At 67.2% G+C, this 25,439-nt stretch carries 21 protein-coding genes; 12 read left to right on the top strand and 9 right to left on the bottom strand.

The window, feature by feature from the left end:
- Positions 1-167 precede the first annotated feature (167 nt).
- Positions 168-920 carry an MBL fold metallo-hydrolase gene (locus JSV65_05050; GenBank protein ID UCH35721.1) on the bottom strand — a complete coding sequence of 251 codons (753 nt, stop codon included), beginning with the start codon at positions 918-920 and terminating at the stop codon, positions 168-170.
- 60 nt (positions 921-980) lie between these two features.
- Here JSV65_05050 and JSV65_05045 point away from each other — a divergent pair, with 60 nt between their 5' ends.
- From JSV65_05045 to JSV65_05030, 4 genes are all read left to right on the top strand, one after another.
- Positions 981-2,069, top strand: a complete 1,089-nt coding sequence (locus tag JSV65_05045) for an exo-alpha-sialidase (protein ID UCH35720.1) — start codon at positions 981-983, stop codon at positions 2,067-2,069.
- Positions 2,066-3,298 carry a DUF362 domain-containing protein gene (locus tag JSV65_05040; protein UCH35719.1) on the top strand — a complete coding sequence of 411 codons (1,233 nt, stop codon included), beginning with the start codon at positions 2,066-2,068 and terminating at the stop codon, positions 3,296-3,298. The genes JSV65_05045 and JSV65_05040 overlap by 4 nt, the downstream gene beginning before the upstream one ends.
- Before the next feature lie 71 nt (positions 3,299-3,369).
- The gene (locus JSV65_05035; GenBank protein ID UCH35718.1) at positions 3,370-4,389 is read left to right on the top strand and encodes a hypothetical protein; all 1,020 of its coding nucleotides are present in this window, start codon (positions 3,370-3,372) and stop codon (positions 4,387-4,389) included.
- Positions 4,390-4,439: 50 nt separating this feature from the next.
- Complete coding sequence (locus JSV65_05030) at positions 4,440-5,063, top strand: helix-hairpin-helix domain-containing protein (GenBank protein ID UCH35717.1); 624 nt, start codon at positions 4,440-4,442, stop codon at positions 5,061-5,063.
- 108 nt (positions 5,064-5,171) lie between these two features.
- On the opposite strand, the gene JSV65_05025 is transcribed toward JSV65_05030, so the two are convergent.
- From JSV65_05025 to JSV65_04990, 8 genes are all read right to left on the bottom strand, one after another.
- Positions 5,172-6,125 carry a hypothetical protein gene (locus JSV65_05025; GenBank protein ID UCH35716.1) on the bottom strand — a complete coding sequence of 318 codons (954 nt, stop codon included), beginning with the start codon at positions 6,123-6,125 and terminating at the stop codon, positions 5,172-5,174.
- The gene (locus JSV65_05020; protein UCH35715.1) at positions 6,122-6,625 is read right to left on the bottom strand and encodes a hypothetical protein; all 504 of its coding nucleotides are present in this window, start codon (positions 6,623-6,625) and stop codon (positions 6,122-6,124) included. Before JSV65_05020 ends, JSV65_05025 begins: the two co-directional genes overlap by 4 nt.
- Positions 6,622-7,161, bottom strand: coding sequence for a sigma-70 family RNA polymerase sigma factor (locus tag JSV65_05015; GenBank protein UCH35714.1), 540 nt, complete (start codon positions 7,159-7,161; stop codon positions 6,622-6,624). The genes JSV65_05020 and JSV65_05015 overlap by 4 nt, the downstream gene beginning before the upstream one ends.
- A gap of 465 nt (positions 7,162-7,626) precedes the next feature.
- Positions 7,627-9,294, bottom strand: coding sequence for a ComEC family competence protein (locus JSV65_05010; protein UCH35713.1), 1,668 nt, complete (start codon positions 9,292-9,294; stop codon positions 7,627-7,629).
- Positions 9,295-9,305: 11 nt separating this feature from the next.
- Positions 9,306-10,088, bottom strand: a complete 783-nt coding sequence (locus JSV65_05005) for a GNAT family N-acetyltransferase (protein ID UCH35712.1) — start codon at positions 10,086-10,088, stop codon at positions 9,306-9,308.
- Positions 10,078-10,668, bottom strand: a complete 591-nt coding sequence (locus tag JSV65_05000; protein UCH35711.1) for a GNAT family N-acetyltransferase — start codon at positions 10,666-10,668, stop codon at positions 10,078-10,080. The genes JSV65_05005 and JSV65_05000 overlap by 11 nt, the downstream gene beginning before the upstream one ends.
- Before the next feature lie 55 nt (positions 10,669-10,723).
- Positions 10,724-12,253 carry a VCBS repeat-containing protein gene (locus tag JSV65_04995; protein ID UCH35710.1) on the bottom strand — a complete coding sequence of 510 codons (1,530 nt, stop codon included), beginning with the start codon at positions 12,251-12,253 and terminating at the stop codon, positions 10,724-10,726.
- Between the two features lie 193 nt (positions 12,254-12,446).
- Positions 12,447-13,523: an aldo/keto reductase gene (locus JSV65_04990; protein UCH35709.1), complete on the bottom strand. Its 1,077-nt coding sequence runs from the start codon at positions 13,521-13,523 to the stop codon at positions 12,447-12,449.
- A 213-nt stretch (positions 13,524-13,736) separates the two neighbouring features.
- On the opposite strand from JSV65_04990, the gene JSV65_04985 reads away from it, so the two are divergent.
- The 8 genes from JSV65_04985 (at position 13,737) to JSV65_04950 (ending at position 25,289) form a co-directional block, all read left to right on the top strand.
- A complete protein-coding gene (locus JSV65_04985; protein ID UCH35708.1) occupies positions 13,737-15,029 on the top strand; it encodes a hypothetical protein in 1,293 nt (430 codons plus the stop codon).
- Positions 15,030-15,132: 103 nt separating this feature from the next.
- The gene (locus JSV65_04980; GenBank protein ID UCH35707.1) at positions 15,133-15,528 is read left to right on the top strand and encodes a deaminase; all 396 of its coding nucleotides are present in this window, start codon (positions 15,133-15,135) and stop codon (positions 15,526-15,528) included.
- A gap of 51 nt (positions 15,529-15,579) precedes the next feature.
- Positions 15,580-16,509, top strand: coding sequence for a radical SAM protein (locus JSV65_04975; protein UCH35706.1), 930 nt, complete (start codon positions 15,580-15,582; stop codon positions 16,507-16,509).
- A gap of 71 nt (positions 16,510-16,580) precedes the next feature.
- Positions 16,581-17,846 (top strand): MFS transporter, encoded by a 1,266-nt coding sequence (locus JSV65_04970; protein UCH35705.1) that lies wholly within the window; start codon positions 16,581-16,583, stop codon positions 17,844-17,846.
- Positions 17,843-19,846: an ATP-dependent DNA helicase gene (locus JSV65_04965; protein ID UCH35704.1), complete on the top strand. Its 2,004-nt coding sequence runs from the start codon at positions 17,843-17,845 to the stop codon at positions 19,844-19,846. The genes JSV65_04970 and JSV65_04965 overlap by 4 nt, the downstream gene beginning before the upstream one ends.
- Positions 19,847-20,071: 225 nt before the next feature.
- A complete protein-coding gene (locus JSV65_04960) occupies positions 20,072-21,760 on the top strand; it encodes a hypothetical protein (protein ID UCH35703.1) in 1,689 nt (562 codons plus the stop codon).
- Positions 21,761-22,140: 380 nt separating this feature from the next.
- A complete protein-coding gene (locus tag JSV65_04955; protein ID UCH35702.1) occupies positions 22,141-23,784 on the top strand; it encodes an alkaline phosphatase family protein in 1,644 nt (547 codons plus the stop codon).
- 53 nt (positions 23,785-23,837) lie between these two features.
- Positions 23,838-25,289: a flippase gene (locus JSV65_04950; protein UCH35701.1), complete on the top strand. Its 1,452-nt coding sequence runs from the start codon at positions 23,838-23,840 to the stop codon at positions 25,287-25,289.
- Positions 25,290-25,439: the final 150 nt, after the last annotated feature.

The raw sequence follows: 25,439 nt of genomic DNA, 5'->3' as shown, positions 1-25,439 counted from the left end.
CTTCTACGGTTGGGTCGAGCGCCTCGCCCACCCCGCGTCGTGGGGTGGGACCGCCCCGACGCAGGGCTGCCGCATCGGGCTCTACTGCCCCAGTTCAACGACCACGCGCGCCCAGATGGCGGTGTTCCTCTGCCGCGCGTTCGGAATACCGTACTGACGGGCGCCTCTTATGCCAGCGGCAGGGTGACCCACGATCCCGGGGGATGGGCGAAGATCTCGGGGTCGGGAAACTTGTCGCGCAGCGATGCCGCGAGCCGGGGTGCGTCCACATTACAGAGAAAGTTCCCCGGCTCAAAGCGCCCCCAGTGCATCAGCCAGACCTCGCGTGGGCGGATGGCGGAGATGGTGTCCTCGATCTGCGACGGCCACAGCAGCGCGAGATCCGGCTGGTCAACGATGCCTCGCCACAATTCGGACGGGCCGTGTGAATCCCCGGAGTGGAAGACGTCGGCGCCGCGGCCGTCGGCGACCAGGTAACTGAAACGAGGGCAAGGGCGATCCGCCTCATTGCCCCGGTTGGCGAGCGGCAGCACGGTCAGCGGTCCCACTTGCACCGGCTCTCCCGGCATGCCGGGAATCAGCGGCCCGGCAGTGACGTCCTCCCGCCGCGCCCGGTCGAGAACCGGCGCGGGGCCGATCAACGATGCTCCCGGGCTGTGCTGGAAGATCGCGCGGCACGTCTCGGCGTCGAAGTGATCGCCGTGGTCGTGGGTGACGGCGACCGCGGCGCACGGCGCGAGGTCCTGGGCGGGGAACGGCGGAGGGTCGAGCTGGCGTTCGGTTCCGCCGTCCCAGGGGAAAGTATGGCTGAGGAAAGGGTCTACGAGGACGGTGGTTCCGTCTCGGCCTACTATTGCGAAGCCGGCGTGGTTGACGTAGTAGACAGCCAGGCGCCACGGCCCCGACGGGGGACTGAGCATCGGTCACCTCCGAGCGACTGCTTGATTGACACTTGGTTAGGCGTAGTATAACATGGACGCGTGAAACATCCCACGGCCATCGTCGTACTGATGCTGGCGATTGCGGCGTGCGCGGCGACCCACTCGGGGCAAGTCGCGCTTGGGGAGGCAGCGATGGAGAGCGAGACGCACTATGTCCGTATCACCGATGACGCCGGGGCGGGGGGATACGAGGCATTTCCCGATGTGACGCGGCTGAGCAACGGCGATCTCTTCTGCGTCTTCTATGCGGGCTACGGGCATGTGTCGGCGCCCAATGAGAATCTGCCCAAGGGCGGGCGGGTGTGCTGGATGCGATCCCGGGATAACGGCAGGACGTGGACGCAGCCGAAAGTGCTGGTCGACACCGACGTGGATGACCGCGACCCCTCGGTGATGCAGACCGGAGACGGGACGCTGATCTGCAATTTCTTTACCTACCTCCCGGCGACGCCCGGGGAGCGGGGGGCGTTGCATTTCGTCCACATCATCCGCTCACGCGATAACGGCGAAACGTGGGCAGCCGAACCGCAGCTCGTGCAGCCGACGGAGGACGCCAAGTATGCTTGCTCGGCACCGATCCTCGAACTGCCGAATGGCGAGCTGATTCTGCCGCTCTACTTCGTGCGCGAAGGGCAGCCGTCGAAGACGGGATTGGTGCGCTCGCGCGACGGGGGCAAGACGTGGGGTGACTTCGTCGTCATTGACGCCGAGAGCGATCACCAGCACGATTCCGAGCCCCACATCATCAGGCTGCCGGACGGGCGTCTGTTCACGACCATGCGACCGTGCATGTGTCAGTCCTATTCGTCGGACGACGGCCACACATGGACGCCGCCGCAGCCGACCGGGTTCGAGGGGCATGCGCCGTATCACGTGGTCACGCGCGAGGGGCTGCTGCTGTGCGCGCACCGCCTGCCGCATACCGCGCTTCACATCTCGAAGGATCTCGGCGCGACGTGGAACGGGCCATATGTCATTGACGAAGTGATCGGCTCGTATCCGAGCATGGTGGAACTGGCCGACGGCACGATCTTCTGCGTCTACTACGAGGAGGGCGAGGGCTCGAGCATACGCGCCACGTGGTTTCGGGCGCGGCCTGACGGGATAGACTTCGTTCGACCGGAATGAACAAGGGTTACGCATCCACTCCGGCCGCGGTGGCCATTGCGCGGGCCGATCGCGGTGACAATGACTCCATTCGCCGCGCAGTGCGAGAGGCAGCCAGCGCAGCATGCGACCTGCGCGAGGTGATCCCGGCGGGGGCGCGCGTCGTTCTCAAGCCCAATATCTTCGCCCCCTACCCGCCGCCGACCACGACCGACCCGCGGGTCGTCGTCGCAACGGCGGAACTCGCGCGCGAGGCGGGAGCGGGCGAGATCGTCGTCGCCGAGGGGCGGAGTATCTCCACCGCTCGTTTTCGCTCCGCGCATAACACCACCCGCGCCTGCGCCCAAGTGACGGGCATGGCGGCGGCGCTGGAAGCAGCCGGTCTGGAGTTCATCGCGCTGGAGGATGATGAATTCGTCGAGGTCGAGGTGCCGGGGGCGGACCTGCTGCATCGCGCCAGCGTGCCGCGGACGATACTCGAAGCGGACGTCCTCATCAGCGTGCCGGTGATGAAAGTGCACAGCCTCACGCTCGTCACCATGGGCGTCAAGAACCTCCACGGCATCGTGTCCGATTTCGACAAGGCGTGCTCCCACCGCTATCGTGACTACCATCTGCCGCGCAAGCTGGTGGATCTGCTGCTCATCAAGCGGCCGGCGCTGACCGTTCTCGATGCCCTGCTCGGGCAGGAGGCGGATCATGCGACGAGCGGCAACCCGGTCGCAATGGGCCTGATCGTCGCGAGCACGGACCCGGTTGCACTCGACGCGGTTGCGAGCGACATCATGGGCTTTGACCCGCTGGAGATAGACACGACGCGCATCGCGGCGGAGCGTGGCCTCGGTGTCGCGGACGCGGGCCGCCTACGCGTCATCGGGCCGGCCCCGGGCGAGGTGCGCCGCGAGTTTGCTCGCCCCGACCTGGAGCTATCACCGAAGAAGTTCCCCGGTTTGACGGTGTGCGCAGGTGATTACTGTCGGGCCTGCGAGTACTATACGCGGCGAGGTCTGGAGGGGCTCGCGAGGGCCGGCAAGCTGAGCCCGGAGCAGCCGCTGACGCTGGTGATCGGCAAGGATGTCGAGGTGCCGGACGATCTCCCTGGGCGAGTCGTGCTGGTCGGCGACTGCGCGCTGGAGTCGCCGAGCGTCAAGCGCCTGCGCAACCGGTTGATCGTCGAAGGGCGGCTGGCGGCAGTGTATGCCTGCCCGCCCATGGAGTTGCGCATCCGCGCCGAGGAACTGCTGTCATAGCGGAAGCCAGGGCCGCGCCGGCACCAGTGTGCATGTCAGCGCTGCGCCGACGCGCAAACGGAGGTCTCGATTTGCAGCCACGCGAGATCGTACTCAGGTCACTGTCGTTCGAGGGTGCGCCGCGCATCCCGATGTCCCTGCCCACACCGTACCCCAATGACATCGTGTCGTCCGGGATCGCGGCGGATCAGGAGTGGAAGCCGAAACGCACGTGGGAACTCGAACGCGGCGCGCAATGGGAGGACGAATGGGGCAACGTCTGGGCGCGGCTCGACGACTTCTCGAAGGGCGAGGTGGTGGAAGGCGCGCTGAAGGATTGGGCCGACCTGGAGTCGTACGTCATGCCCGCGTTCGACAAGCCGTCGCGCTACGAGAAGGCGCGCGAGACCTTCGCGCAGCACCCGGACCGATACCGCATGGGCGGCTTGCCCGGTTTTCCCTTTGCCATCATGCGCTATCTGCGGCGGATGGATGTCTTCTTCACCGACCTCCTGCGGCACCCCGCCGAAGTGCGCACTCTCGCCGACAGGGTGGTTGTTCTCCTGGTCGGGTGCATGGACAACTGGGCGCGGGTCGGTGCCGACGGCCTGATCTTCTGTGAGGACTGGGGGACGCAGGACCGGCTCCTGGTCAGCCCGAAGATGTGGCGCGAGTTGTTCAAGCCGGATTTCATGCGTCTGTGCGGGGCGGCGCGCGAACGCGGCATGCAGATCTGGATGCACTCCTGCGGCTGCATCTGGGATATCATCCCGGACCTGATCGAGTGCGGGGTGGCGGTGCTGCAGCTTGACCAGCCCGGGTTATTCGGTGTCGGACGGCTGGCGGAGACGTTCGGCGGCCGGGTCCACTTCTGGTGCCCGGTGGACATTCAGCAGGTGCTGCCGACGGGCGATCTGGACCGGATCGAGCGGTTCGCGCGCGATCTGGTCGAGCAACTGGGGCGGTTCGGCAAATCCGGCGCCCGGGCCGGCTTCATTGCCGGTTACTACGGCGGCAATGAGGCGATCGGCGTGGAGCCCGGATGGCAGGACCACGCGTGCCGCGCCTTTGTCAAGTACGGCGGTGCAGCGGAGGCGGTCGCCGGGGGTTAAGGGAACGGACGGCGTAAGGTGCGCACGCACGCGTTGCGCGGGGGAGGGTCGTGTTCTTCTTCTCACGAGGCGAGCAGGTAGCACTGGCGCTGCTGCTGGCGGCGCTGCTCGGGGCGGCCGGGGTCATGTGGTGGACCGGTTCGCGCGCCGGAGAACCTGCCGAGCCGTTCTTCGTTGATGCGCCGACTGCGTCCAGCGGCGAGAAGATAGAGGTGCACGTCTGCGGGGAGGTCGCCAAGCCGGGTCTCTACGCCGTGACTCCGGGCACCAGGGCTCACGAGGCGATCGAAGCGGCCGGCGGAGCGACGGAGCGGGCGGACCTGAGCGCGATAAACCTCGCGGCGGAGGTGGTGGACGGCCAGCAGGTGATGGTGCCTGTCCGCGCGGCGGCGGATGATCAATCGTCCGAGCCGCCATCGGCCTCACGGCCCGCCGCCACCCACCCCGCATCTCCAGGCCGCAGCACGACCAAGACCAGCCTCAACCGCGCCGGTGTTGACGAGCTGAATCAGCTTCCCGGCATCGGCCCCACCTACGCGCGCAGGATCATCGAGTATCGCGAGCGGCTGAAGGCCGAAACGGGACGGGGCTTCACGCGAGTGGAGCAGCTCATGGAGGTCCCGGGGATCGGTCCCAAGCGGTTCGCGGATATCAAGGATCGGGTTACCCTCTAGCACATGTCCGGGTGGGCCGCACGTCGTTCGCGCAGGGCCGCCGGCGCGCGGTTCAGGGCGGACACGAGGGAGTTGCCGCCGACCTGCGATGGGTCGGGCTGATGCAGTCTAGCGCATCCGGATCCCCACCGATGGACCGACGGAGTCCGCCATTCTGCGCAACTCGGCGGGATTGACATCACCCATGAGAGCGTAGGCCATATTGCCGCGGCGCCAGGTGATGACCTGGGTAAACGACAACTCCGTGGCGCCGAAGGGGGTCTCCTGGGCGAAGGCCTTGGCCGGGGCCTGGAACAGCGAGATCGTGTTGAGCCCGTCGGTGTAGCGCAGGTGGGCCGCAGGATAGCCGCCGATGGCGGTCGTGCTGGTGCCGATGAACTCGTATCCGGACGGGACGTATTGCGGGTGAATGGGCTGAAACCCGAGGGCGACGGGCGCGGGCGGCGCCTGGGGCGGCTTCGGCGGCGTCAGCAGTGCCGAATGATCGGACAAGTCGGGGTCTATCTCGATTTCGCGGAATGCGGAGGTGCTGATATTCTCCTGTTTCCAGTTGAGCAGCTCGGTGCGCAAGACGAGCCCGGTGGCGCGGTCTATCCACATGCGCTTGCTGGGATTGCCGTCGTGCCTGGGGGCGACGACGAGCAGGAGGCACTCGCGCTGTGCGACTTCGGCGCCCTGACCAACGCGGAGGATGTAGTTGCGCATGAGCAGGTTGAGCGCGTCGGAATCGGGCGCTTCAGCGGCGCGGCGCCAGCCGCCTTCGCGCGGGTGACGTCGCCACCGATCCTGGCCAATCTGGAGCATGATGGTGCCGCTGAGCGGAGCGGGGGCAAGGTATTCGATGCGCGTGGTATCGGGCCGGCGGTGAATCACGTGGGAGGTCGCGGTGACGGTGTACTTGGGGAAGTACATGCGGCTGATGCGAGCGCCGCGATAGCTGTGGTTGCGCTCAGCCTCTTTGCTGTGGCGCAGCAACTGCTCGCCGGTAGGCGCAGCCTGGGCTGCAACGCCCACGGCGAACACCGCCGCGGCGGCAAGCAAGGGTCGAACGGTCGCCCTCATGGCTGCTGGCGCTCCTCCATGTGGCTGCGGATGAGCGTCATCGCGTCGCGGTCGCCGAAGGGCTGGGCACCGCGGAAGTCGGCGTACTCCATCACGAGAGGCGCCACGGTCGCCGATACGGGGGTGTCGGCGGCCGGGCTCTGAGGCCGCTGGCCGGCCAGATACGCGCCGGTTGCCGCGATCGCTGCGGCCACGACTCCGGCCGCCAGAGCGCGACGGAGGTAGAGGGGCGTCAGTCGCCTCGCCTTACGGCGTCGCCGCCGCTCGACGCGGATGGCGCTCATCGTTCGGGATATCAGCTGGCTCGGGGCGCGCCGATTCCCCAACGCGCGCAACTCGGAGTTCAGCGCCCGCAGTTCGTCAAACTCGCGCCGGCAGTCGGGGCACGACCGCAGATGCTGCGCCAAGTCAGGCGCGATGTCCGAGTTCTCGCCGGGCGCGTCTACTTGCGTCGCCCAGATGATATCTTTCGCCAATTGTCTGACGCGCTCACACTTCACGTCTGTTTCCCCTCCGTCCGCTCGCGCAGTCGCCGGCGGACTTCCTCGCGGGCACGGAACAAGCGTGATTTCGTCGTGCCCGTGGAGCAGCCGACGATGCTCGCTATCTGGTCGTGGGTCAATCCTTCAATATCATGCAGAATGAGTGCAATCCTCAGTTTCGGCGACAGGTCGCGGATCGCCGTGGCCAACTCGAGCCGCAGCTGCCTGCGTTCCGCTTCGCGCTGCGGATCGGGGCCGGCGTCGGCGCTCACCGCGAGCAGATCATCGTCGAGCGGCAGGCAACTGGTGCGACCGCGTCGGCGCGTGTAGTCCACGCACGCGTTGACCGCGATGCGATAGAGCCAGGTTGAGAACGCCGACTGCCCGCGGAAACGCCCGAGCGACCGATAGGCTTTAAGGAAGATCTCCTGCGCCAGGTCGCTGGCGTCATCGCCGTTGGCGGCGAAGTTGGCGGCAATGCTGTAGATGCGGTCCTGATGGCGCTCCAGAATGAGCCCAAAAGCATCGAGATCGCCGTCCAACACCCGAGCCACCAAGGCGTGATCCGACGGGGTGGTGGGCGAGCTTGTCTTGCCCCCTGGTGGTCGGGTTATGGCGGTTGCCTTTTCCACACGCAGGGTCGCCGCGCCGCCTGCCGCCCACGCGAGGGGAAACCCCCCGCGGCCCGACCTGCGGGCGGGCGGAGCGGACGGCGCCTCGTATTGCCACTTCGCCCCAGCCGTGTTAATCACCTGTCGCAAAGGACGTCAGAGGCGCCCAGGGCTTGCGATTCTGAGCATGCCCGCGCCCCATTACGTCACCATACCACCTCCTCACGCGCCATAACTTGGACGCTGGGTTGCAGCGAAGGGTTCCGTTGGAGGGCCGCGCAGCATGCCGTGAGACGTCGAGCGCCCGTGCACGCGAGGTGACCGATGCATGCCGGGGAGCGGCACGGAGGCGGCCGTTCCGCCGGGCGAGGTCCGCAGCGTACTCATCAGGCAGTCCTAAGGGGCCGCTCAGGGGGTGACGGGTGACACGTCCGGGTCTTTGCGCCGACGCAGCCACGCACCGTGCAAGGCTGCGCCGAGGGCGATGAGGGCGGCGTAGTAGGCGAGTGCGACCCACAGAGGACAAGTCGCGACGGTGACTGCCGCCCAGGGCAGACTCGCCGCCTTGTGGGTGATGCGCACCATTGCGAGGAGCAGCGGCGCGTTGACGTAGTTCACCGCCGTCGCGAGCGGGATGCTGACGGAGCCGAGGATGCAGACGGCGATCCCAGTGGCCAGCAGAAACCCCGCGAGCGGTATGACCAGCAAGTTGGCGATGAAGCCCACGGGAGATATGTAGCGGAAGTGCCACGCCATGATGGGGAGCACGGCCAACTGCGCGGCGACCGTCGCGCCGACGGTCAGCGCGAGCCAGCGCGGCAGTCCCGACAGCCAGCGCATGATCTTCGGCCCGAGGTAGACCAACCCGAGCACGGCGGCAAGCGATAACTGCAGCCCGATGTCGAACAGCCCCTCCGGCCGCACGACGAGCAGCGCCAGCGCAGCGAGTGCCACGATCGTGTAGCGGTCGAACTCGAGCGGGTGGAAGTCGGCGATGCTTGGCATTCTCCTCAGTATCAGCCCGACCGCGACCACGCCGCCCATGATAGCCGCCCGCGCGACCGGACGCCCGCCCTCGGTGAATAACGCGTAGACGCCGATCAGGGCGAGCACAACGACCAGCGTCGCCTGCGTCGGCAGCGGCGCAACCCGGCCGCGGTCGCCGATGACTGCACGATATCGCCTGCGGTGGTACAGAAGCGCAAGCGCGCCCGGCGCGTAGACGATGGCGAAGAGCAGCGAAATCTGCGAGCCGGAAACGACGAGGATATGCACGACCCCGGCGCGGCGAAAGGCCTCCATGACGTCCGGGGGCAAGGGATGGGCCTTGGCGCCGAACACGATGCTGCCCAAGAGCGCGCCGAGGGTGTCGCGGTAGGGACCGGGCATGCTATCGCGCATGACGCGCGAAACGTGGGCGCGGAAAGCGATGCCGGCGCGCTCGATGGCGCCGAGGCGCGCTCGACCGAGACGTTGGATGAGGCGCTCGTCGCTCACGTAGGCCAACGCCGACAGCCCCGCCGCTTGAAGGGCTAACTCGCGCGTGACCTCGCCAGGATTGGTCGCCTCGCGCGGCGTGTGAATCACTGCGGTGAAGCGAACGCGGTCGCCGCGCTCCAGCGGCTGGTTCGACGCGCAAGCAAGCCACAGGCGGCCGCTCGCCGGAGAGTGTGCTCCCGTCTCGAGGTCTACGCACCCGTGCGCCTCGGCCGCCATGCTCTGGGTGTCCCCGAAGCGGTGTGGCTCACTGACGATAACGGCTTCGACGGTACGGGCGGTGCCATCGAAGGCGGAGACATCGTAGGCAGGCTTGAGCTGGGCGACGGAATATGCGACGCCTCCGGCAAGTGCCGCCGTGATGAGGAGCGGCGCAGCGGCAGGGCGCGTACGGCGGACGCGGAGCGCAAGCGCGGCGAGCATGCAGGCGCCGAGAGCGCCGAGCGCCAGCGCTGGCCCAATGTCATACCTGGCGCCGACCCAGATACCAAGCGCGAACAGGCCGACCGCGCACACCAGCGGGCGGCCGCGCACTTCTTCGACCGCGGAGGCGATCAGGCCCCTGTCGGGCTCGTTCATCTGCGCCAACCTCAGGGTTGCTGTTCGGGAGACGTGTGCGTCACGGCGCGGGTGCGCGCGTGCTCGACGTAACCGACGGACTGTGCGAGGGCGATCGAGGCCGCATTGCCAGGGGACGTCGAGTGGATGCAGACGCGTCCGCGGGCCTGCATCTCGCAGGTCCACGCCGCCAGCAATGCCTTGCCGTGGCCGCAGCCGCGGTAGTCCTCGGCGACCTCAATGCCGTCCTCTGCGACCAGATTCGCCATCTCGGCGACGGATGGTTCGTGCGTGATGATCTCGGCAATCAGCTTGTCGTCGAGGAACAACCCGAAGGCCTCGCCGCGCTCGACGGCGGGATGGGCGACCGCATGCGGGTACACGCGCTTGCCGGCCCAGAGGGCCTGTGCCGCGACGGTGAGTGTGCGCACGTCGCCGTGGGTAGGAATCGGCGCGGCGTCGCCGGGGTGGCAGAAGACCACGCTGTGGCCGGCGCTGTTGAGCGAGGCGCCGGGAAGTGCGGCCTCGAGCGCATCAGCCGCGCGGAGGTGGAAGTCGTCGGACATGAGTTGGTCGGGCGTCCGCTTCCAGGCGAGCCGTGAGACCTCCGCGAGCGCGGCCGGATGGACGGACACGGCCGCGCGGTCGCCGAAATGCACGATCCACAGCAAGCGGATGAACCCGTGGCCGCGCTCGGCGAAGGTACGCCGATCAGAGGCGGCCACGGCGACCTGACCGGGTTTGATGTCCTCGACCGAAATGCCCAGACGGATGGCGAAGAAGCGGTCAACGACCTCGCGGGCATCAGGCATCATCGTGCCTCGAAAGCCAGTCCTCGCGCGTGATCTCGAGGTCGAGGTCGGCGAACCTCTGGTCGCCGCGCTTGACCGTATCGGGCACGCGGCGCACGATGTGCATGCCGCACGCCTGAAACATGCGCAGGCTGCGCTCGTTGAATTCGAACACCGGTGCGCCGACGCGATCGGCGCCGAGCGCCTCGAAGGCGTGGCGGAGTAGCAGGCGCACCGCACGGCGGCCGTAGCCCTGGCCCCAGCAGTCCTTCTCGCCGATCATGATGTCAATGCGCCAGGGGTTGTCCGAGGGCTCCTTGAGGGCGCGCTGCAGGTTCATGCGCTCGAGCCAGGTCTCGCCGACGGCCTTACCGTCGGTGGTCTCGATGACGAACAGCAGCGCGTCCCATTTGTCGGCGGCGCCGCGGTAGATGCTCTCGATTTCCGCTCGGCTGTAGTTGGGGTTCTCGGCGCCCTCGGAGAAGTGCAGCACCTCCGGGTCCTTGAACCACCGTGCGATGAGCTTGAAGTCCGATTCCGTAAACGGGCGCAGGCGGATCTGGTCGTCGGCGAGATGCAGGTCATGATTGGGCAGGCGCATCATTGGTCATCCCCCTTGCTTGCCGCCAGCCGATGCGACACAGCGGCCGGGCAGTCGCTCAAGGCGAGTAGTAATTCCAGTTCTGTTTCTGCCTTCTGTAGTGCTGCTGGGCCCAGTACCTGGGTTTCTCCGGATTCCTGTTGGCGTCCGGGGTGAAGAAGATTCTCACGTGCCCGTCCTCGTCCAGGATAATAACCTCCTCCCGTGAGTCTCCTAGCACGTCTGCGGCGTAGATCCTGATCGCCTTCACCCGGAATACGATCCTGAAATCCCCCGTAATCGGGTCAACGACGGCCCCAGCCCCATTCATGTGTCTCTCCTTGCCCACTATCTCGTCCGCGGCATCCCCATCCCAATCAATCCTGCAGATCTCCTCCAGGCCATGTCCCGTCCACCATGGCGGCTTCCGATCGTTGAGATAGTACTTGCTGATGAGATTGCCCTCCGCGTCCAGCACCCACGGGGCTTGCTCGTATCTGTACGGCTCCTCCTTCCCCCGCGGAGCCGTCCCGTCGCCTCCCGAGGAGCGGTTGAATATCTCCAGCCCCGGGCGCTTCGGGTCGAAATCGCCGACCGCCAACTTATCGGGGTCTTCCCAGTTCCAGGCATTGAGCGTCCGGAAGATAATCCTCTCGTGGTTGACCACGACAGTGTGCGAGCGGTCGCCCCGCTGCTCTGCCAACGCGACCTCCAGCGGATACCCAGGCACGATGTCGGCGATGACGATGCTGTCCATGTTCTGGTAGGCGCCGCCCAGGTCCCACTGGTTCATTCTGCTGCCGTCGTGATTGATTATGCTGGCTCCGGCCACTTCATCGCGGCCGTCCCCGTCAAGATCCGCCTGGCGGAGAGGGCTGTGCTCGATGCCGCGGTACTCATCGGTCTCCCATAACTGCGCCCCATCTTCCGCTTTGACGGCGCGTATGCGGGTCTGGCTGTACTGAAGGATGATGTCCCTGTCGCCTTCTCCCCTGAGATTCGCTATCGCCATTGCGACCGGCTCTCCCAGGCCGGAAAGCGTCGTCTTGACTGCGCCGGTCGCTCCGTCAACGATCCTTATCTGGTTGGATGCTGTGAGATACGCTACCTCCTGTCGGCTATCGCCGTCCATGTCGCCCGCTATGGCGCTCGGATGGTGGTACGGGAAGAGCTTGATGCTGTCACGCCTGACCCACAGTCGAGTTCCGGCGTTGTCATAGGCACCGATATGGCCCCGGCTCGTGACCACGAAGTCCATCAGCCCGTCGCCATTCAGGTCGTGCGCGAATATGCCGCCCGAATCATTCGGAACCGGTTGCTCCACCACGAATTCCCTGCAATGCGCCGCACCCGGTCTCATCTCGCGCAGTTTCGTGCTGGACGGTGAGGAGGCCGCCAACGAAGGCCACAGACCCTGAGCTCTCGATCTCCCCTGCTCAACGGATACCTGCCAGCGCAGGTATCCCGCCAGAGACATGTAGTTGGCTTCGGCGGTGAACGGCTTGAGCCCGGCTACCTGTGGGCACTGCTGTGAATACGCAGCCGTTCCAGATAGCGCCAGGCTGCCGATCATTGCGCCCAACACCGGGAGCATCGACAGCATTCTCATACTGCCCTCCTCCACTTGCAGTGTCGCGCTTCGCGCTCTCAGCCGAGATTCCTTATATCAACTTGACGTGACCTCGAGAAGATGGACACCTGTCGAGGCCCACCACCGATGACGCTCGTGTCAAACTCAAGCGACGGTACCCAATGATTGAGGAGTAACAGAGCACTCGCGGCGATTCGTCATGCCGCCCGATTCACTCGAACTGCGCGACCGCGTCCTTGAGCCGATCCGGGATCGGCAGGCCTGCCGGGCATTTCTCCAGGCATTCCTCACATTCGACGCAGGCTGACGCCTTGACCTCGAGCGACTCGTAGAGTTCGACGCCGAGGTGCTTGAGTTCGTCCGGGTATTCGCGCGCCATGTGAAGAGCGCGGAACACTTCCGGGATTTCGATCTCCTGGGAGCACGGCAGGCAGTATCCGCAGCGCAGGCACGTCTGCCCGTAGCGGTAGGACTGACGCAGACGGCCGAGGGTTTCGATGAACTCGCCGCGCTCCTGATCCGAGAAGCGGGGTGATTCTTCGATGGCGGCGGCGTTTTCCTCGACCTGGGCGGCGGTCTCAATCCCTGGGATGACTACGGTCACCGCCGAGTTGGAGAGGATGTAGCGCAGCGACCCGGCGACGATGGGGTCGCGCGCGCCCGGCTGCTTCTGCTCGGCGGGCAGGCTGAGCGTGCCGCCGCTGAGCGGCTTCATGATGATGACGCCCATGTCGTGTTCCTGCGCCAGCGGCAGGACACGCGGCTCGACGCGCTCGGGGTCGAGGGGGTTGTAGGCGACCATGATGGTCTCGAACGCGCCCGACTCGATGGCCTGTTCCATCTCGTGCACCGCGCGGTGCATGGTGATGCCGATGTGGCGGACGAGCCCTTCCTGCTGGGCTTTGCGCGCTTCCTCGAGCGCCCCGCCAGGGGCCATGACCTTCGCCCAGCTATCCAGGTCGGAGACGCTGTGAAACTGATAGAGGTCAACGTGATCGGTATCCAGCTCGCGCAGACTCGTCTCGAGGTCCGCGCGCAGGCCGCGCGCATCACGGGCGACGGTCTTGGTGGCGAGGACGTATTCGCCGCGCCGGTGCTTCAGGGCCTGGCCGATTTTGCGCTCGCTGTCCCGGTAGTTGCGGGCGGTGTCCACGAAGTTGATGCCGAGGTCGAGGGCGCGGTTGAGGGCGCGCGTCGCCTCCTCCTCATCTACTTTCGGAAGCTTGATGGCGCCGAAGCCAAGCGCCGCCACCTCGAGCCCGGTCTTTCCGAGTGTACGTCGTTCCATCTCAGGTCCCACTCCCGTTATGCCGGCGCACCGGCGTCATCGTCACGCGGTTCGGACGCCTGGCCCGCGCCGGGCGTGCAGGTGCTCGATTTGCGACAGGATGCATGATAACTTCCCGGCAGGAGGGGCAATTCCCTGTTGCCCCCGGAGAGGCAACACAGCGTCCGGCGTTGAAAGAATCCGCGGCAACGCAGACGATAGAGGTAGGACGTCATGCTCGTTGGCACCTCGGAGAGAGATATCACGCCGCCATTGGGAGCATCGCTGGCGGGGTACTTTCACGACCGCCGGGCAAGCGCCGTTGACGATCCGCTGTATGCGAAAGCGCTGGTGGTAGGGTCGGACGAAGATGCGTTGGCGATCGTTGCGCTCGACCTCATCGGCCTGCGCAGGCCGCAGGTGGAGCGGATGCGGGAGCGAGCGCACGAACTGTGCGGGATCGCGCCCGAGCGCGTGATGATCGCGTGCACGCATACGCATCTCGGCCCGGTCACGGTGCACCTATTCCAGAGCCCATTCGATGCGGAGTGGCTGGAGACCGTGCCCGACAACGGCGCGCAGGCCATCGCCGAAGCCTGGACTGCAAGAGCGAACCACGACTTCGCCATCGCCACCGGCAGCGTTGACAGTATCGCCTTCAACCGGCGCTACTGGATGAAGAGCGGAGTCGTCGAGACGAACCCCGGCATCGGCAACCCGGACATCGTGCGCCCCGCCGGCCCGATTGACGCGGAGGTCGGAGTGCTTGTCTGGGGCGATCCAGGCCGGCCCGCGGCGATCGTGGTCAACTACACGTGCCACCTCGACACCATTGGGGGCGACCGCATATCGGCGGACTACCCGGCGTACATGGCCGCGCATGTCCGCGAGCGGCTGGGCGACGTTGCGGTGCTGTTCGTCAACGGGGCGTTCGGGGACATCAACCACGTTGACGTCGGCAACCCTCGCACGCGCAAAGGGCTCGAACAAGCGAAGTGGATGGGCCATGTGCTCGGCGAGGAAGTGCTGCGCGTGCTGCCGAGCGCCGAGCTGAGTGCGAGCGAGACGCTCGGGGAACGGCATCGCGTGCTCGATGTTCCGCTGCGGCCGCTGGCGGAGGACGTTGTGGCAGCGGCCCGACGCGCCGCAGCCGACGCGCCCCCGCTCGGCGAGATGGACGCGGCGCAGATGTACGCGCGCGAGGTGGTTCTGCTCGCGGAGTCGGAGAGCCCGACGGTCGCGGCGGAGGTCCAGGCGGTGCGCATTGGCGACGCGGCCCTGGTTGGCCTGCCGGGCGAGCCGTTTGTCGAACTCGGCCTGCGGCTGAAGAAGAGTTCGCCATTCGCGCACACGTACATCGCGGGTCTGGCGAACGGATGCGAGGGTTACATTCCGACGCGCGGGGCGTTCGACGAGGGCGGATACGAAGTGCGCACGGCCCGCTCCAGCAAGCTTCATCCGGACGCGGGCGACATGATGGTCGAGGCGGGCGGGGACCTCCTCGCGGGATTGCGGGAGTCGAGGTGAAGCCGGGCGAGCGACGATGCGCAGCCGGTCACGGGTTCGTCGGCGCGGTCGCCGGAGACATGCGGCGTCGGCGGCATTCACGGTACGTGATAGGAGCAGGGACATGGACATGCCACAGCCGTTCAACACGGACAAGTTGCCGAAGCCGAAGGGGCCGTATTCGCAGGCCGTGAAGGCGGGCAAGCGCGGCGGGTTTCTGTTCGTTTCCGGTCTGGCGGCGGTGAACCCAGGGACGGGAGAACCATGCCGCGGCCCGATACACGAGCAAGTGCGCCTGACGCTGGATAATCTGAAGACACTGCTGGAGGAGGCGGGGGCGTCGCTGGCGCAGGTGGTGAAGACGACGGTGTATCTCGCCGACATGGAGCACTTCCAGGCCATGAACGAGATCTACGCCACCTATTTCCCGCACGACCCGCCGGCGCGCACGACGATTCAGGCGGCACGGCTGCCGCTGGACTTTCTGGTGGAGATCGACGCGATAGCCTGGGTCGCCTAGGCGGGCAGGAGCGGCGGCACCAGAGGCGCGTCGCCGGAGTCGAGGAACGGCATGAGCGACGAAGAGCACAGACCGTCCTACCTCGCGCTGGCGGACAGCGGGGAACTGCGCCGCCGCGCGCGGCAGGCGTGGGACATGCTGCAGGAGTGCGATGTGTGCGCGCGGTACTGCCGCGTCAATCGACTGGAGGGCAAGCTCGGGACCTGCCGCACGGGCAAGGACGCGCTGATCTCGAGCCACGGGCCACATTTCGGCGAGGAAACGCCGCTGGTTGGGGCGCGGGGATCGGGTACGATCTTCCTGACGAACTGCAACCTGAAATGCATCTTCTGCCAGAACTACGACATCAGCCACGAGGGGCACGGCACGGTGGTCACCTCGGAAGCCCTGGCGGGGATGCTGCTGGAGCTGCAATCGCAGGGATGCCACAACATCAACTTCGTCAGCCCGAGCCACCAGGTGCCGCAGATTCTCGCGGCGCTGGTCGTGGCGGTGCCGATGGGCCTGCGCGTGCCGTTGGTGTACAACACCGGCGGGTACGACAGCCCCGAGACACTGGCGCTGCTTGACGGTATCTTCGACATCTACATGCCCGACTGCAAGTACGCGGACAACGATACCGCGCTCCGGCTCTCGGACGTCGGCGACTACTGGGATCGCAACCGCGCGGCGGTGCGGGAAATGCACCGCCAGGTCGGGGACTTGCAGCTCGACGAGCGCAGCATCGCGACCCGCGGCCTGCTGGTGCGCCATCTCGTGCTGCCGCACGATCTCGCGGGCACGGAACAGGTAATGGAATTCCTGGCCTCGCTGAGCAAGGACACATACGTCAACGTGATGGCGCAGTACCGACCGTGCTATCACGCGGCCGATGTCCCCGAGTTGACGCGGCGCATCACGGCGGAGGAGTACGACCGGGCGGTGCGGGCAGCGCACCAGGCCGGTCTGCATCGTCTGGACGAGCGGTGGCGGCTGCTGTGACGCCGTCAACATGGCGTTCGACGCAGCGGGCTACGCCTGCATCCCCACGCCGGAAGGAGTAACGCCGACTGATGGCAGAAACCGAGACTTCGAAGCCGGGGCGCGCATTGGCGGCCAATGTAGTCGCCCTCGGCGTCGTCAGCTTGCTCACCGACATCAGCAGCGAAATGACGTTCACGCTGCTGCCGCTGTTTCTCGCCAATGCGCTGGGCGTCCGCACCGCGGTGATCGGGCTGATCGAGGGCGTGGCCGAGACCACCGCGGGCATCATGCGCATATTCTCGGGGTGGCTGAGCGATCTGTGGGGCAAGCGCAAGGGGCTGACGCTGATCGGCTACGGCCTGTCGGCGGCGAGCAAGCCGTTCCTCTATTTCGCGGGGGCGTGGCCGACGGTGCTCGGAGTGCGGTTTGCCGATCGTCTGGGCAAAGGCATACGCACCTCGCCGCGCGACGCACTGATCGCGGACTCGAGCGCGGATACGAGGCGCGGGTTGAGCTTCGGCTTCCACCGCGCGGCGGATACGCTGGGCGCGTTCATCGGCCTCGCGGGCGCGGCGGTCGTCGTGTACCTGACGCAACGGAACGCCATCGAGCTGGTGCCGGAGGTCTATCGGCGTCTCGTCCTGTACGCGATGATACCGGGGTTCCTGGCGGTCGCCGTGCTCGCCGTGTTCGTGCACGAGGCCGCCCGCCCGCGCACGGGGAAGGCGGCGCCGCCGAAGCTGTCATTTCGCGATCTGGACAAGCGCTTTCTGATATTCGTGGCGATCATCGTCATCTTCACGCTCGGCAACTCGAGCGACGCATTCCTCGTGCTGCGCGCGCAGAACATCGGCCTGTCCGTGTTCGCCATCACGCTCGTGCTCGTCGGTTTCAACGCGGTGCAGGCGACGGTCGCGACACCGGCGGGGGCGCTGTCCGACCGCTGGGGACGGACGGGTGTGATCGCGGCCGCCTGGGCGCTGTATGCCGCGGTGTACCTGGGCTTCGGCCTGGCCCAGGCGCCGTGGCACATCTGGGCGCTGTTTCTGCTCTACGGAGCGTACCACGGCATGGCTGAGGGCACGGCGCGCGCGCTGGTCGGCGACGTGGTGCGCGAGGATCAGCGCGGCACGGCCTACGGGATCTACAACGCCGCGGTGGCGGTGACGGCGCTGCCGGCGAGCCTGATCGCGGGCGCGCTGTGGCAGGGCGTGGGGAAATGGCCGGGATTCGGGGCGCCCGCGCCGTTCTTCTTCGGCTCGGCGATGGCGCTGCTGGCGCTGGTGCTGCTGCTGGCGTGGCTGCCTACAGCAAAGGTTGGGGCAAGCGCGGCGCAGAAGTCTGAGTCAGCATGAGCGCTGCCAGGCAGGACACTGCGAGAGAACCTCTGCCGTTTGACGCCGCCGCGGTCCTCGGAGCGGACGGCCCGCTCGCCGACGTGATGCCCGGCTACGAGTTCCGCCAGCCGCAGGTGGATATGGCGGCGGTGGTGTGGGATTGCATCACGAGCAGCCGTCACGCCATCATCGAGGCGGGCACGGGGACGGGCAAGACGCTGGCGTACCTACTGCCCGCGCTGCACTCGGGCCGCTCGGTGCTCGTGAGCACATACACGATCAACCTCCAGGAGCAGTTGCTGCATCACGACCTGCCGCTGCTGCGCGAGGCGCTCGACCTCGACTTCCGCGCGGTGCTGATGAAGGGGCGGAGCAATTTCATCTGCCGGCGGAAGGTCGCCCAGATCTCCGTGGCGGGCGAGCAGCGCGCGCTGTTTGAGAGCCTCGATGATGCCGCACGGTTCCGCGATCTCGCGGCATGGTGCGCGGTGACGGATACCGGCGACAAGGCGGAGTTGGAGTTCGAACCGCGGGCCGGGGTGTGGGGAGAGGTCGCGAGTTCGTCGGATGACTGCCATCGCGGGAACTGCAAGTTCCGCGCGGCGTGCTTCTACTATCGAGCGCGCGCGCAGGTCGAGGAGGCCGATCTCGTCATCTGCAACCATGCGCTTTTCATGGCGAACCTGCAGCTCGCGGCGGTCGACCCGGAGTACGGCTTGCTCGGGCAGCGCGAGGTGCTCGTTTTCGACGAGGCGCATCACCTCGCCGATGTCGCGGCGCACTCGTTGGGGGTCGTCTTCACGGATTACCGAGCGCTCGATTTCGTGCGGCGCGCGCGGCATCTCCTGGGCCGGGCGGAGGGCGCGGTGGCCGCTGCCGAGGAGTTCGACGAAGCCGCCGCGCGGCTCGAGGCGGCGAATCGAGAGCTATTCGAGCGGTTCCCCATTCTGACCCAGGACCGCGTACGGCTGGATGCCTTGCCGGCGATCGAACTCGACCGCGCGCGGGGCACCGCGGCGGAAGCGGCCTCCCGGCTGGCGACGGCGCAGACCGTCCTGCGCCAGTCGGGGCTCGAGGGGGAGGATCGCGAGACCGCACTGCGGCTCGCGGAGCGCGCCGAGACGATGGCGCACGAACTGCCGATGCTGTTCGATCTGAGTCCCGACTACGCGAGTTGGGTGGAGGTTACGGGGCGGCGCCGTCTGGTGCGCTGCACGCTCCATCGCCACCCCGTGGATGTCGCGCCGCATCTCGCGGCCGGTGTCTTTGAGAGCCCCGGCGTGCGCAGCGCGATCTTGACCTCGGCGACGCTCGCGGTGGGGCGGAGCTTCGCCTTCATGCGCGGCCTGCTTGGGATCGCCGATGCGGCGGAACTCATCGCGCCCGCGCCGTTCGATTACGCCACGCAGTGTCTCGCGTACGCGCCGGCCGACATGCCGTCGCCAGACGATGCGGATTTCCCTGACGAACTGGCCCGGCGCGTCGAGCAGGTGCTCCTCGCCACGGCGGGCCGTGCGTTCGTGCTCTTCACGTCGTACCGGTTGCTCGACGACATGGCGGCGCGGCTGGCGGAGCATCTCCCCTATCCCGTCTTGCGTCAGGGCGAGATGCCGAAGTGGAAGCTGCTGGAGCGGTTCAAGCGCACGCCGTCGGCGGTGCTGCTGGGCACGGACTCGTTCTGGGAGGGCGTGGACGTCCAGGGCGAGCAACTGAGCTGCGTCATCATCACGCGGCTGCCTTTCGCGGTGCCTGATGAGCCGCTCGAAGAAGCGCGCGTCGAACGGATCGAGAAGCGCGGCGGCAACGCGTTCCGCGAATACTCGCTGCCGAGCGCAGTGCTCAAGCTGAAGCAAGGCTTCGGGCGACTGATCCGCACTCGCGCGGACCGCGGGCTGTTCTGCGTTTTCGACTCGCGCCTGCACTCGCGGAGCTACGGCCGATCATTCGCCGCCAGTCTCCCCCGCATGCCGGAAATCTCCGACCCCGAAGAGGCCGCAGAGTTCCTGAGTTCGCGCTGATGCGCGGGCCCCGACGGCGCGCCGCAGGGGCCCGCGCCGAGACCGCGGAAACGCGCGGCGTGGAACCTGTGGGTCGGGTTTTCCGTCCAAGAAGAAAGCAAGCGTTCGGCATATCAGCGATTGCGCCTGCCCGACGACGTGGTATAATGCTAGTAGCGTTGCATTGCGGCAGTCAAAGCACAAAATCTCACCGGCAGGCGGTGCGACGTGCGTGATCTTATGCGAATGATGACAATCGCGGCCGCGCTGTTTGGCGCGGCTGTGCTGTTCTCCGGGACGGCTCACGCCGCGCCGTTTCAGCCGACGCGGGTGGAGATGAGCGACGTCGTAATCGGCGTCGGCACCACCGGCCCGTACGCGCTGAGCTGGAACGACATCGCGGTCGCCAGCGAGCGCGTCGAGGTCAACGGCGTGCCGCTGTTGCGCGGCATTGATTACACGGTGGACTGGAAGAAGGGCACCGTCACCTTGGCCCGTCCCCTGCCCACCAACAGCGTCGCGCAGGTGAGCTATCTGCGGCAGCCCGGGCAGTCGCAGGTGAATCAGCAGCCGGTGGATCTGCCGGCCGCCATTCCCCTGGGGAGCATCGGCGACGCCGATGTCGCGCTCGCACTGCGGTATCAGCACCTGCCGTCGGGCGACCCCCGCGGGGTTTACGGCCTGCGCGCGGGGCGCAAGGGCGACACGAGGGTCGACGCCGCCCTGTTCTTCAGCGAGCTTGCCGCGGCCAGCGGGCGCAGTGAGGGCGAGCCGCGCCGCGCCGCAGGCTGGCGCATCGGGGCAGAGCGCAGCTACTCGCAGCTCGACCTCGCCGCGTCCCTTACCCGCGCCGAAGAAGGCTTCGCGGCGCCCAACGATCTGCCGGCAAAGGGCGGCCAAGAGACGCTCAACGTCGCCGCCGGCTATCGTCCCGCGCGCGACCTCACCGCGAGGGCCTCGGTGACGACTGTCGAGGATATCGCGAACCCCAACCGCCCGACGACGCACACCACCGAATATGGGTTGGCCGCGAAGCCCCTGGCCGGGGCCGACCTGACCCTGACGCGTACCGAGATCGAGCTGCAGCAAGGCTCCGGTTCGTCAACGACAACGACCGACCGCGTGCAGGCGGCGATGGCGCTTGGCGCGAGCACGAAGGCTTCCGCGGCCTACCAGACGTCCGTCGCCGGTGAATCGCGGAGCGACGCACGGTCGCTGCGTGTGGCGTCGAGCTTGCGCGACGGCCTCAATGTCATCGCGTCGCATTCGGAAACGCATTCCGATTCCGGGCAGCAACGGGCTTCCGACGTGTCGCTCGATGTTGCCACGTGGCGCGCCGCGCGCGTGCGGGCGACGATGGGCGCGCGCCGCGGCACCGAAGTGTCGGATTACCAGGGCGTCGAGGCCACGCTCAAACCGGCTTCGCGGCTGAGCCTCGAGGCGGGTTACAAGCAGCGCGACTACGGTGACACTGAACTCAACATGCGACGCGCCGCGATCGCCGTGTCGCCGGTGAAGTCCCTCGAGATCAGCGGCGAGTACGCCGAGAACCCGGAGGACAAGAAGGGCGTCGTGCGCGAGGCGACGAGCACGAAAGTGGGCGCGGCGACGCGGCTCGGCATCATCGGGCTGTCCGGGAGCGTCGCGCGACAGATCGCGGCTCCCGGCGACGAGCAACGGGCGGGCGAGGTGCGGCTGTCGCTTAACCTTGCCGCCTCGCACAAGATCTACACGGGCTACCGTCAGATCGAGACGATCCCGCTGGGCGGCGTGACAACGGCCGAGACCGAGGTTTACCTCCTCGGCTACGACTACGCCATCGGGCGCGACTTCAGCTTGTCCGTCGAAGGGCAGATGGAGCGCAGCCGCGAATACCAGCAGTTTCGCAGCGACACCGAGCAGCGCGCCGACGCGAAGCTGAACTGGCGGTTCTAGACGCGATCGTTCGTACGCAACCCCCGGTCTGGTGCAGAGCCCACCGCCCGATCGCCATGAATACTCCCGCGCGCCCAAGCCCGGAAGCCGGAGGCTGAACGCCGCCGACCCGCGCCGGGCATGAGCAATGCAGGCGTGCCTGCGGGAGCGTCGCCTCATCGGCTCACCGTTTCACCGCACTCTCCGCGCAGGGAATCGCACACTCGCCGGGGAATTACTCCGCGCGAGGGAGTCCATCGCGCGGTTTCACCCGGAGAGACAGCGCATCACGCGCGCACCCCGTGTGCAGCGTGAAGAGCCGCGCGCCCTGCCGCTTTGCCCAGTCACCACTGGTGCGGTGGGCGGCACGATCAGTCTTTCAGGACTGCGAGCGAGAGGCAGTGGTTGATCCAAAGCCGAACGCGAAATCGCGAGTGGCGCTGATCGGCCTCGACGGTGCCACTTTCGAGGTCATAGACCCGCTGCTAGCCGGCGGCAGGCTGCCGCACATTCGAGCGCTGATCGAGCGCGGAACCAGGGCGCCGCTGCTCTCGACCATTCCCATCACGAGCTGGTCGGCGTGGCCGGCGATGATGACGGGCAAACATCCCGGCAAGCACGGCGTGTATCACTACCACCGGCGCGACGGCTATCGGCAGCGCGTGATCAGCTCGCTCGACGTGCACGCGGAGACGCTGTGGGAGACGCTGAGCAGACACGGACGACGGGTCGCGGCGATCGGCGTCCCCGTGACGTACCCTGCCGCGAAGATCAACGGCGCGTTGGTGTCGGGCGTGCCAATGCCGCCAGGCATTCATGCGTATCCTCCCCGTTTAGCCGATCGGTTGGCGTACGCCGTTCCTGGCTATCCCGCGACATCGTCGGGCTCAGACTGGGGGCGGATCCGCCGGGTGCGCGGGGCGCGGGCCCTGGTGCGACATCTCGAGCGATCCGTTGACTTGTCGCTGGGCGCGACGCTGCGTCTGTGGCGCAGCAGCGAATGGGATTGCTTCGTATGCGTGTTCTGCGAACTCGACCGGGTGCAACACCTGCTGCCGTGGCCGGAGGACGGGAATGCCGCGGACGCGGCCGAGCGTCGCGCGCTGCTCGCGCGGTGCTACGAGAAGGCGGACGAGGCGGTCGGCAAGCTCGTCGCCGCGATCGGCGATGACGCGACGATCGCGATCGTGTCGGATCACGGCTTCGGCGAGAATCGCAAGACCTTCTACCTCAACCGCTGGCTGGCGGATCAGGGGTGGTTGACACCGAAGCCGGGGGGGAGACGGCAGCTGCGTGTCGTCCGGCGTACGGTTGACCAAGCGCTTGGCGCGGTCGGGTTCGAAGTGGGAGGGCTGCTGGGGCAAATCCCATTGTGGCTGCCGCGGTTCGGATGGAGGAGTCCGCTGGAGTTGATGGACTGGGATCGGACGCGCGCGTTCGGGGCGAGTGCGGATCTCGATGGCGTTTACGTCAACGTGCGAGGACGCGAGAGCGCGGGCGTCGTCGAGCCGGGGGCGGAATACGAGGATACCCGCGAGGCGCTGATCGCGGGCTTGCTGCAAGTCACCGATCCCGATACGGGCGAGCGACTGATCGAATGGGCGCGCCGGCGCGAGGAAGTGTTCCGCGGCCCGTACTGCGAGCAAGCCCCGGATGTCATCTATATGACGCGCGACAACAGCTATCCGGAGAGCGGAAGGTTGGATGTCGCGACGGCCATCGGGGCGGAACCGACGGGGCGAGCGGGCGGTCATCGGCTGGAGGGCGTGTTTGTTCTCGCGGGGCCTGCGGCGCGGCGGGGCGCGGCGCTGAACGCCTGCCGGATCGTCGACGTCGCGCCGACACTCCTGCACGTGCTCGGCCTGCCGATCGCCGAGGACGTCGACGGCGAGGTGCTGGCGGGGGCGCTGGATCAGGGCTATCTCGGGCATCGCCCCATCGAGTTCTGCGAGCCGTCGAGGCGACCGCCGGGCGAGAGCACGGACTACTCGCCCGCCGAGCAGCGCGCCCTGGAGGATCAGCTGCGCGGCCTGGGGTACATGTAGCGGCGCGGCCACGCGTCCGGATCGTGCCGCATCTCATTGACGCGTCACACGCAATGCATCGCAGCACCCACAGGGTCGCCAAGAACACGATCGCTCAGTTCGCGGCACGCGGGCTCGAAGGCGCGACGAATTTCGTCGTCACCATCCTGCTGGCGCGCATCCTCGGGGTGGGCCCTCTCGGCACCTTCGCCTTTCTGATCATCTACGCGTCGCTGTTCATCTTCCTCGGCACCTTCGGTCTCAACCTGCTGATGGCGCGCGACGTGGCACGGCGCCGCGACCAGGCGCGCCGGTATCTCGCGAACGCGCTGGGCATGGCGCTGCCCCTGGCCGCCGTCATCTTCGCTCTCCAAGTCGGCATCATCCGTCTCGTCTCGTCCGAGCCGCTGGCCCAGGTCGGAGTGTATCTCGCCGCGGCTTTTGCGGTCTTCCATTCGTGGGAACTGCTGTTCGTCGGCACGTTCTACGCGTTGGAGCGTATGGAACTGGAGACGATCGGAATTTTCGTCGAGAAGGCGCTGTTGTTCAGCGCGGTATTCGCTTTGCTCTTCACCGGCGGCGGGGCGCTGGCGGTCCTGGCGGCCTTCGCTGCGGCCAAGGCGTTCGTCGTGCTGTTCTACGTCGTCCTGTCGTGGCGGCTGATCGGCCCGCCGCTGCCTGCCGCGGATATCGCGATGTGGCGACGCCTTGCCGCGCAGGCGTGGCCATTCAGCCTCAACATCCTGTGGACGGCGGTATCGTTTCGCATCCACATCGTGCTCCTCGGGCTGCTCGCGTCGCAGCAAGCCGCGGGGTACTTCCGCGCGGGATCGGTGCTGGCATTGAGCCTGCCGATTTTCGCGTCCGGGCTGAACAACGCCCTGCTGCCGCTGATGGCGCGGGCGCATCCCGATCGGCCGGAGTCGTTCCGGTTCGGGCTCGAGCGGTCGTTCACGGTTCTGTCCCTCCTCGGCCTGCCGATGGCGGCGGGGCTGATCGCACTCGGAGGGCCGCTGGTGCGGCTGTTCTACGGCGCGGACTTTGCGGCGGCGGTGCTCGTGTTTCAGCTCATGGGCGCCACGGTGCCCCTCAAGTTCGCGACCAACACGATCGGCGTCGCCCTCACTGCGGCTGACCGGCAGCCACAGAGAACGCTCGCAGTCGGCATCGGGGCGGGAATCAGCGTCGTCCTCAGCGTCGCGCTGATTCCCGCGCTGGCGCATACCGGTGCGGCGATCGCGGCGGTTGCGGGGGATCTCGCCATACTGGCGCTGGTGTACGGCTACCTGCGGCGAGCCGGGTATCCTTTCAGTCTTCTCGGCCACAGCGCGCGGCCCGCGGTTGCCGCGGCGGTGATGGGGGTCGCGGTGTGGTGGATGCGCGGCATCGGCGTACTGCTCGTGATACCGGCCGGGATGGGCATCTACGCCGCCGCCGCGCTGGCAGTGGGTGCGATGCGGCGATCGGATATCGAGTGGCTGCGCGCGGCGCTGCGAGGCGCGCCGGATGACCCGGAGGCCGAGTAGCAGCGAGGGTCACTTCTCCCGCGCCACGGCATTGAGGGCGTCCTTCAGCTCGGACACAAAGCCCGGCGCGGCGCGGAAGACCTGGGTAGAGCCATCGAGCTTCAAGCGCGTCTCGTCCTCAGCTTCGCGCACTCCGAGCGTTTTCCGCGG

It is taken from the genome of Armatimonadota bacterium, assembly GCA_020354555.1.
Lineage (GTDB): Bacteria > Armatimonadota > Hebobacteria.
Note: the sequence above shows the minus strand (reverse complement) of the source record. Positions and strands in the feature narration are given on the sequence as shown.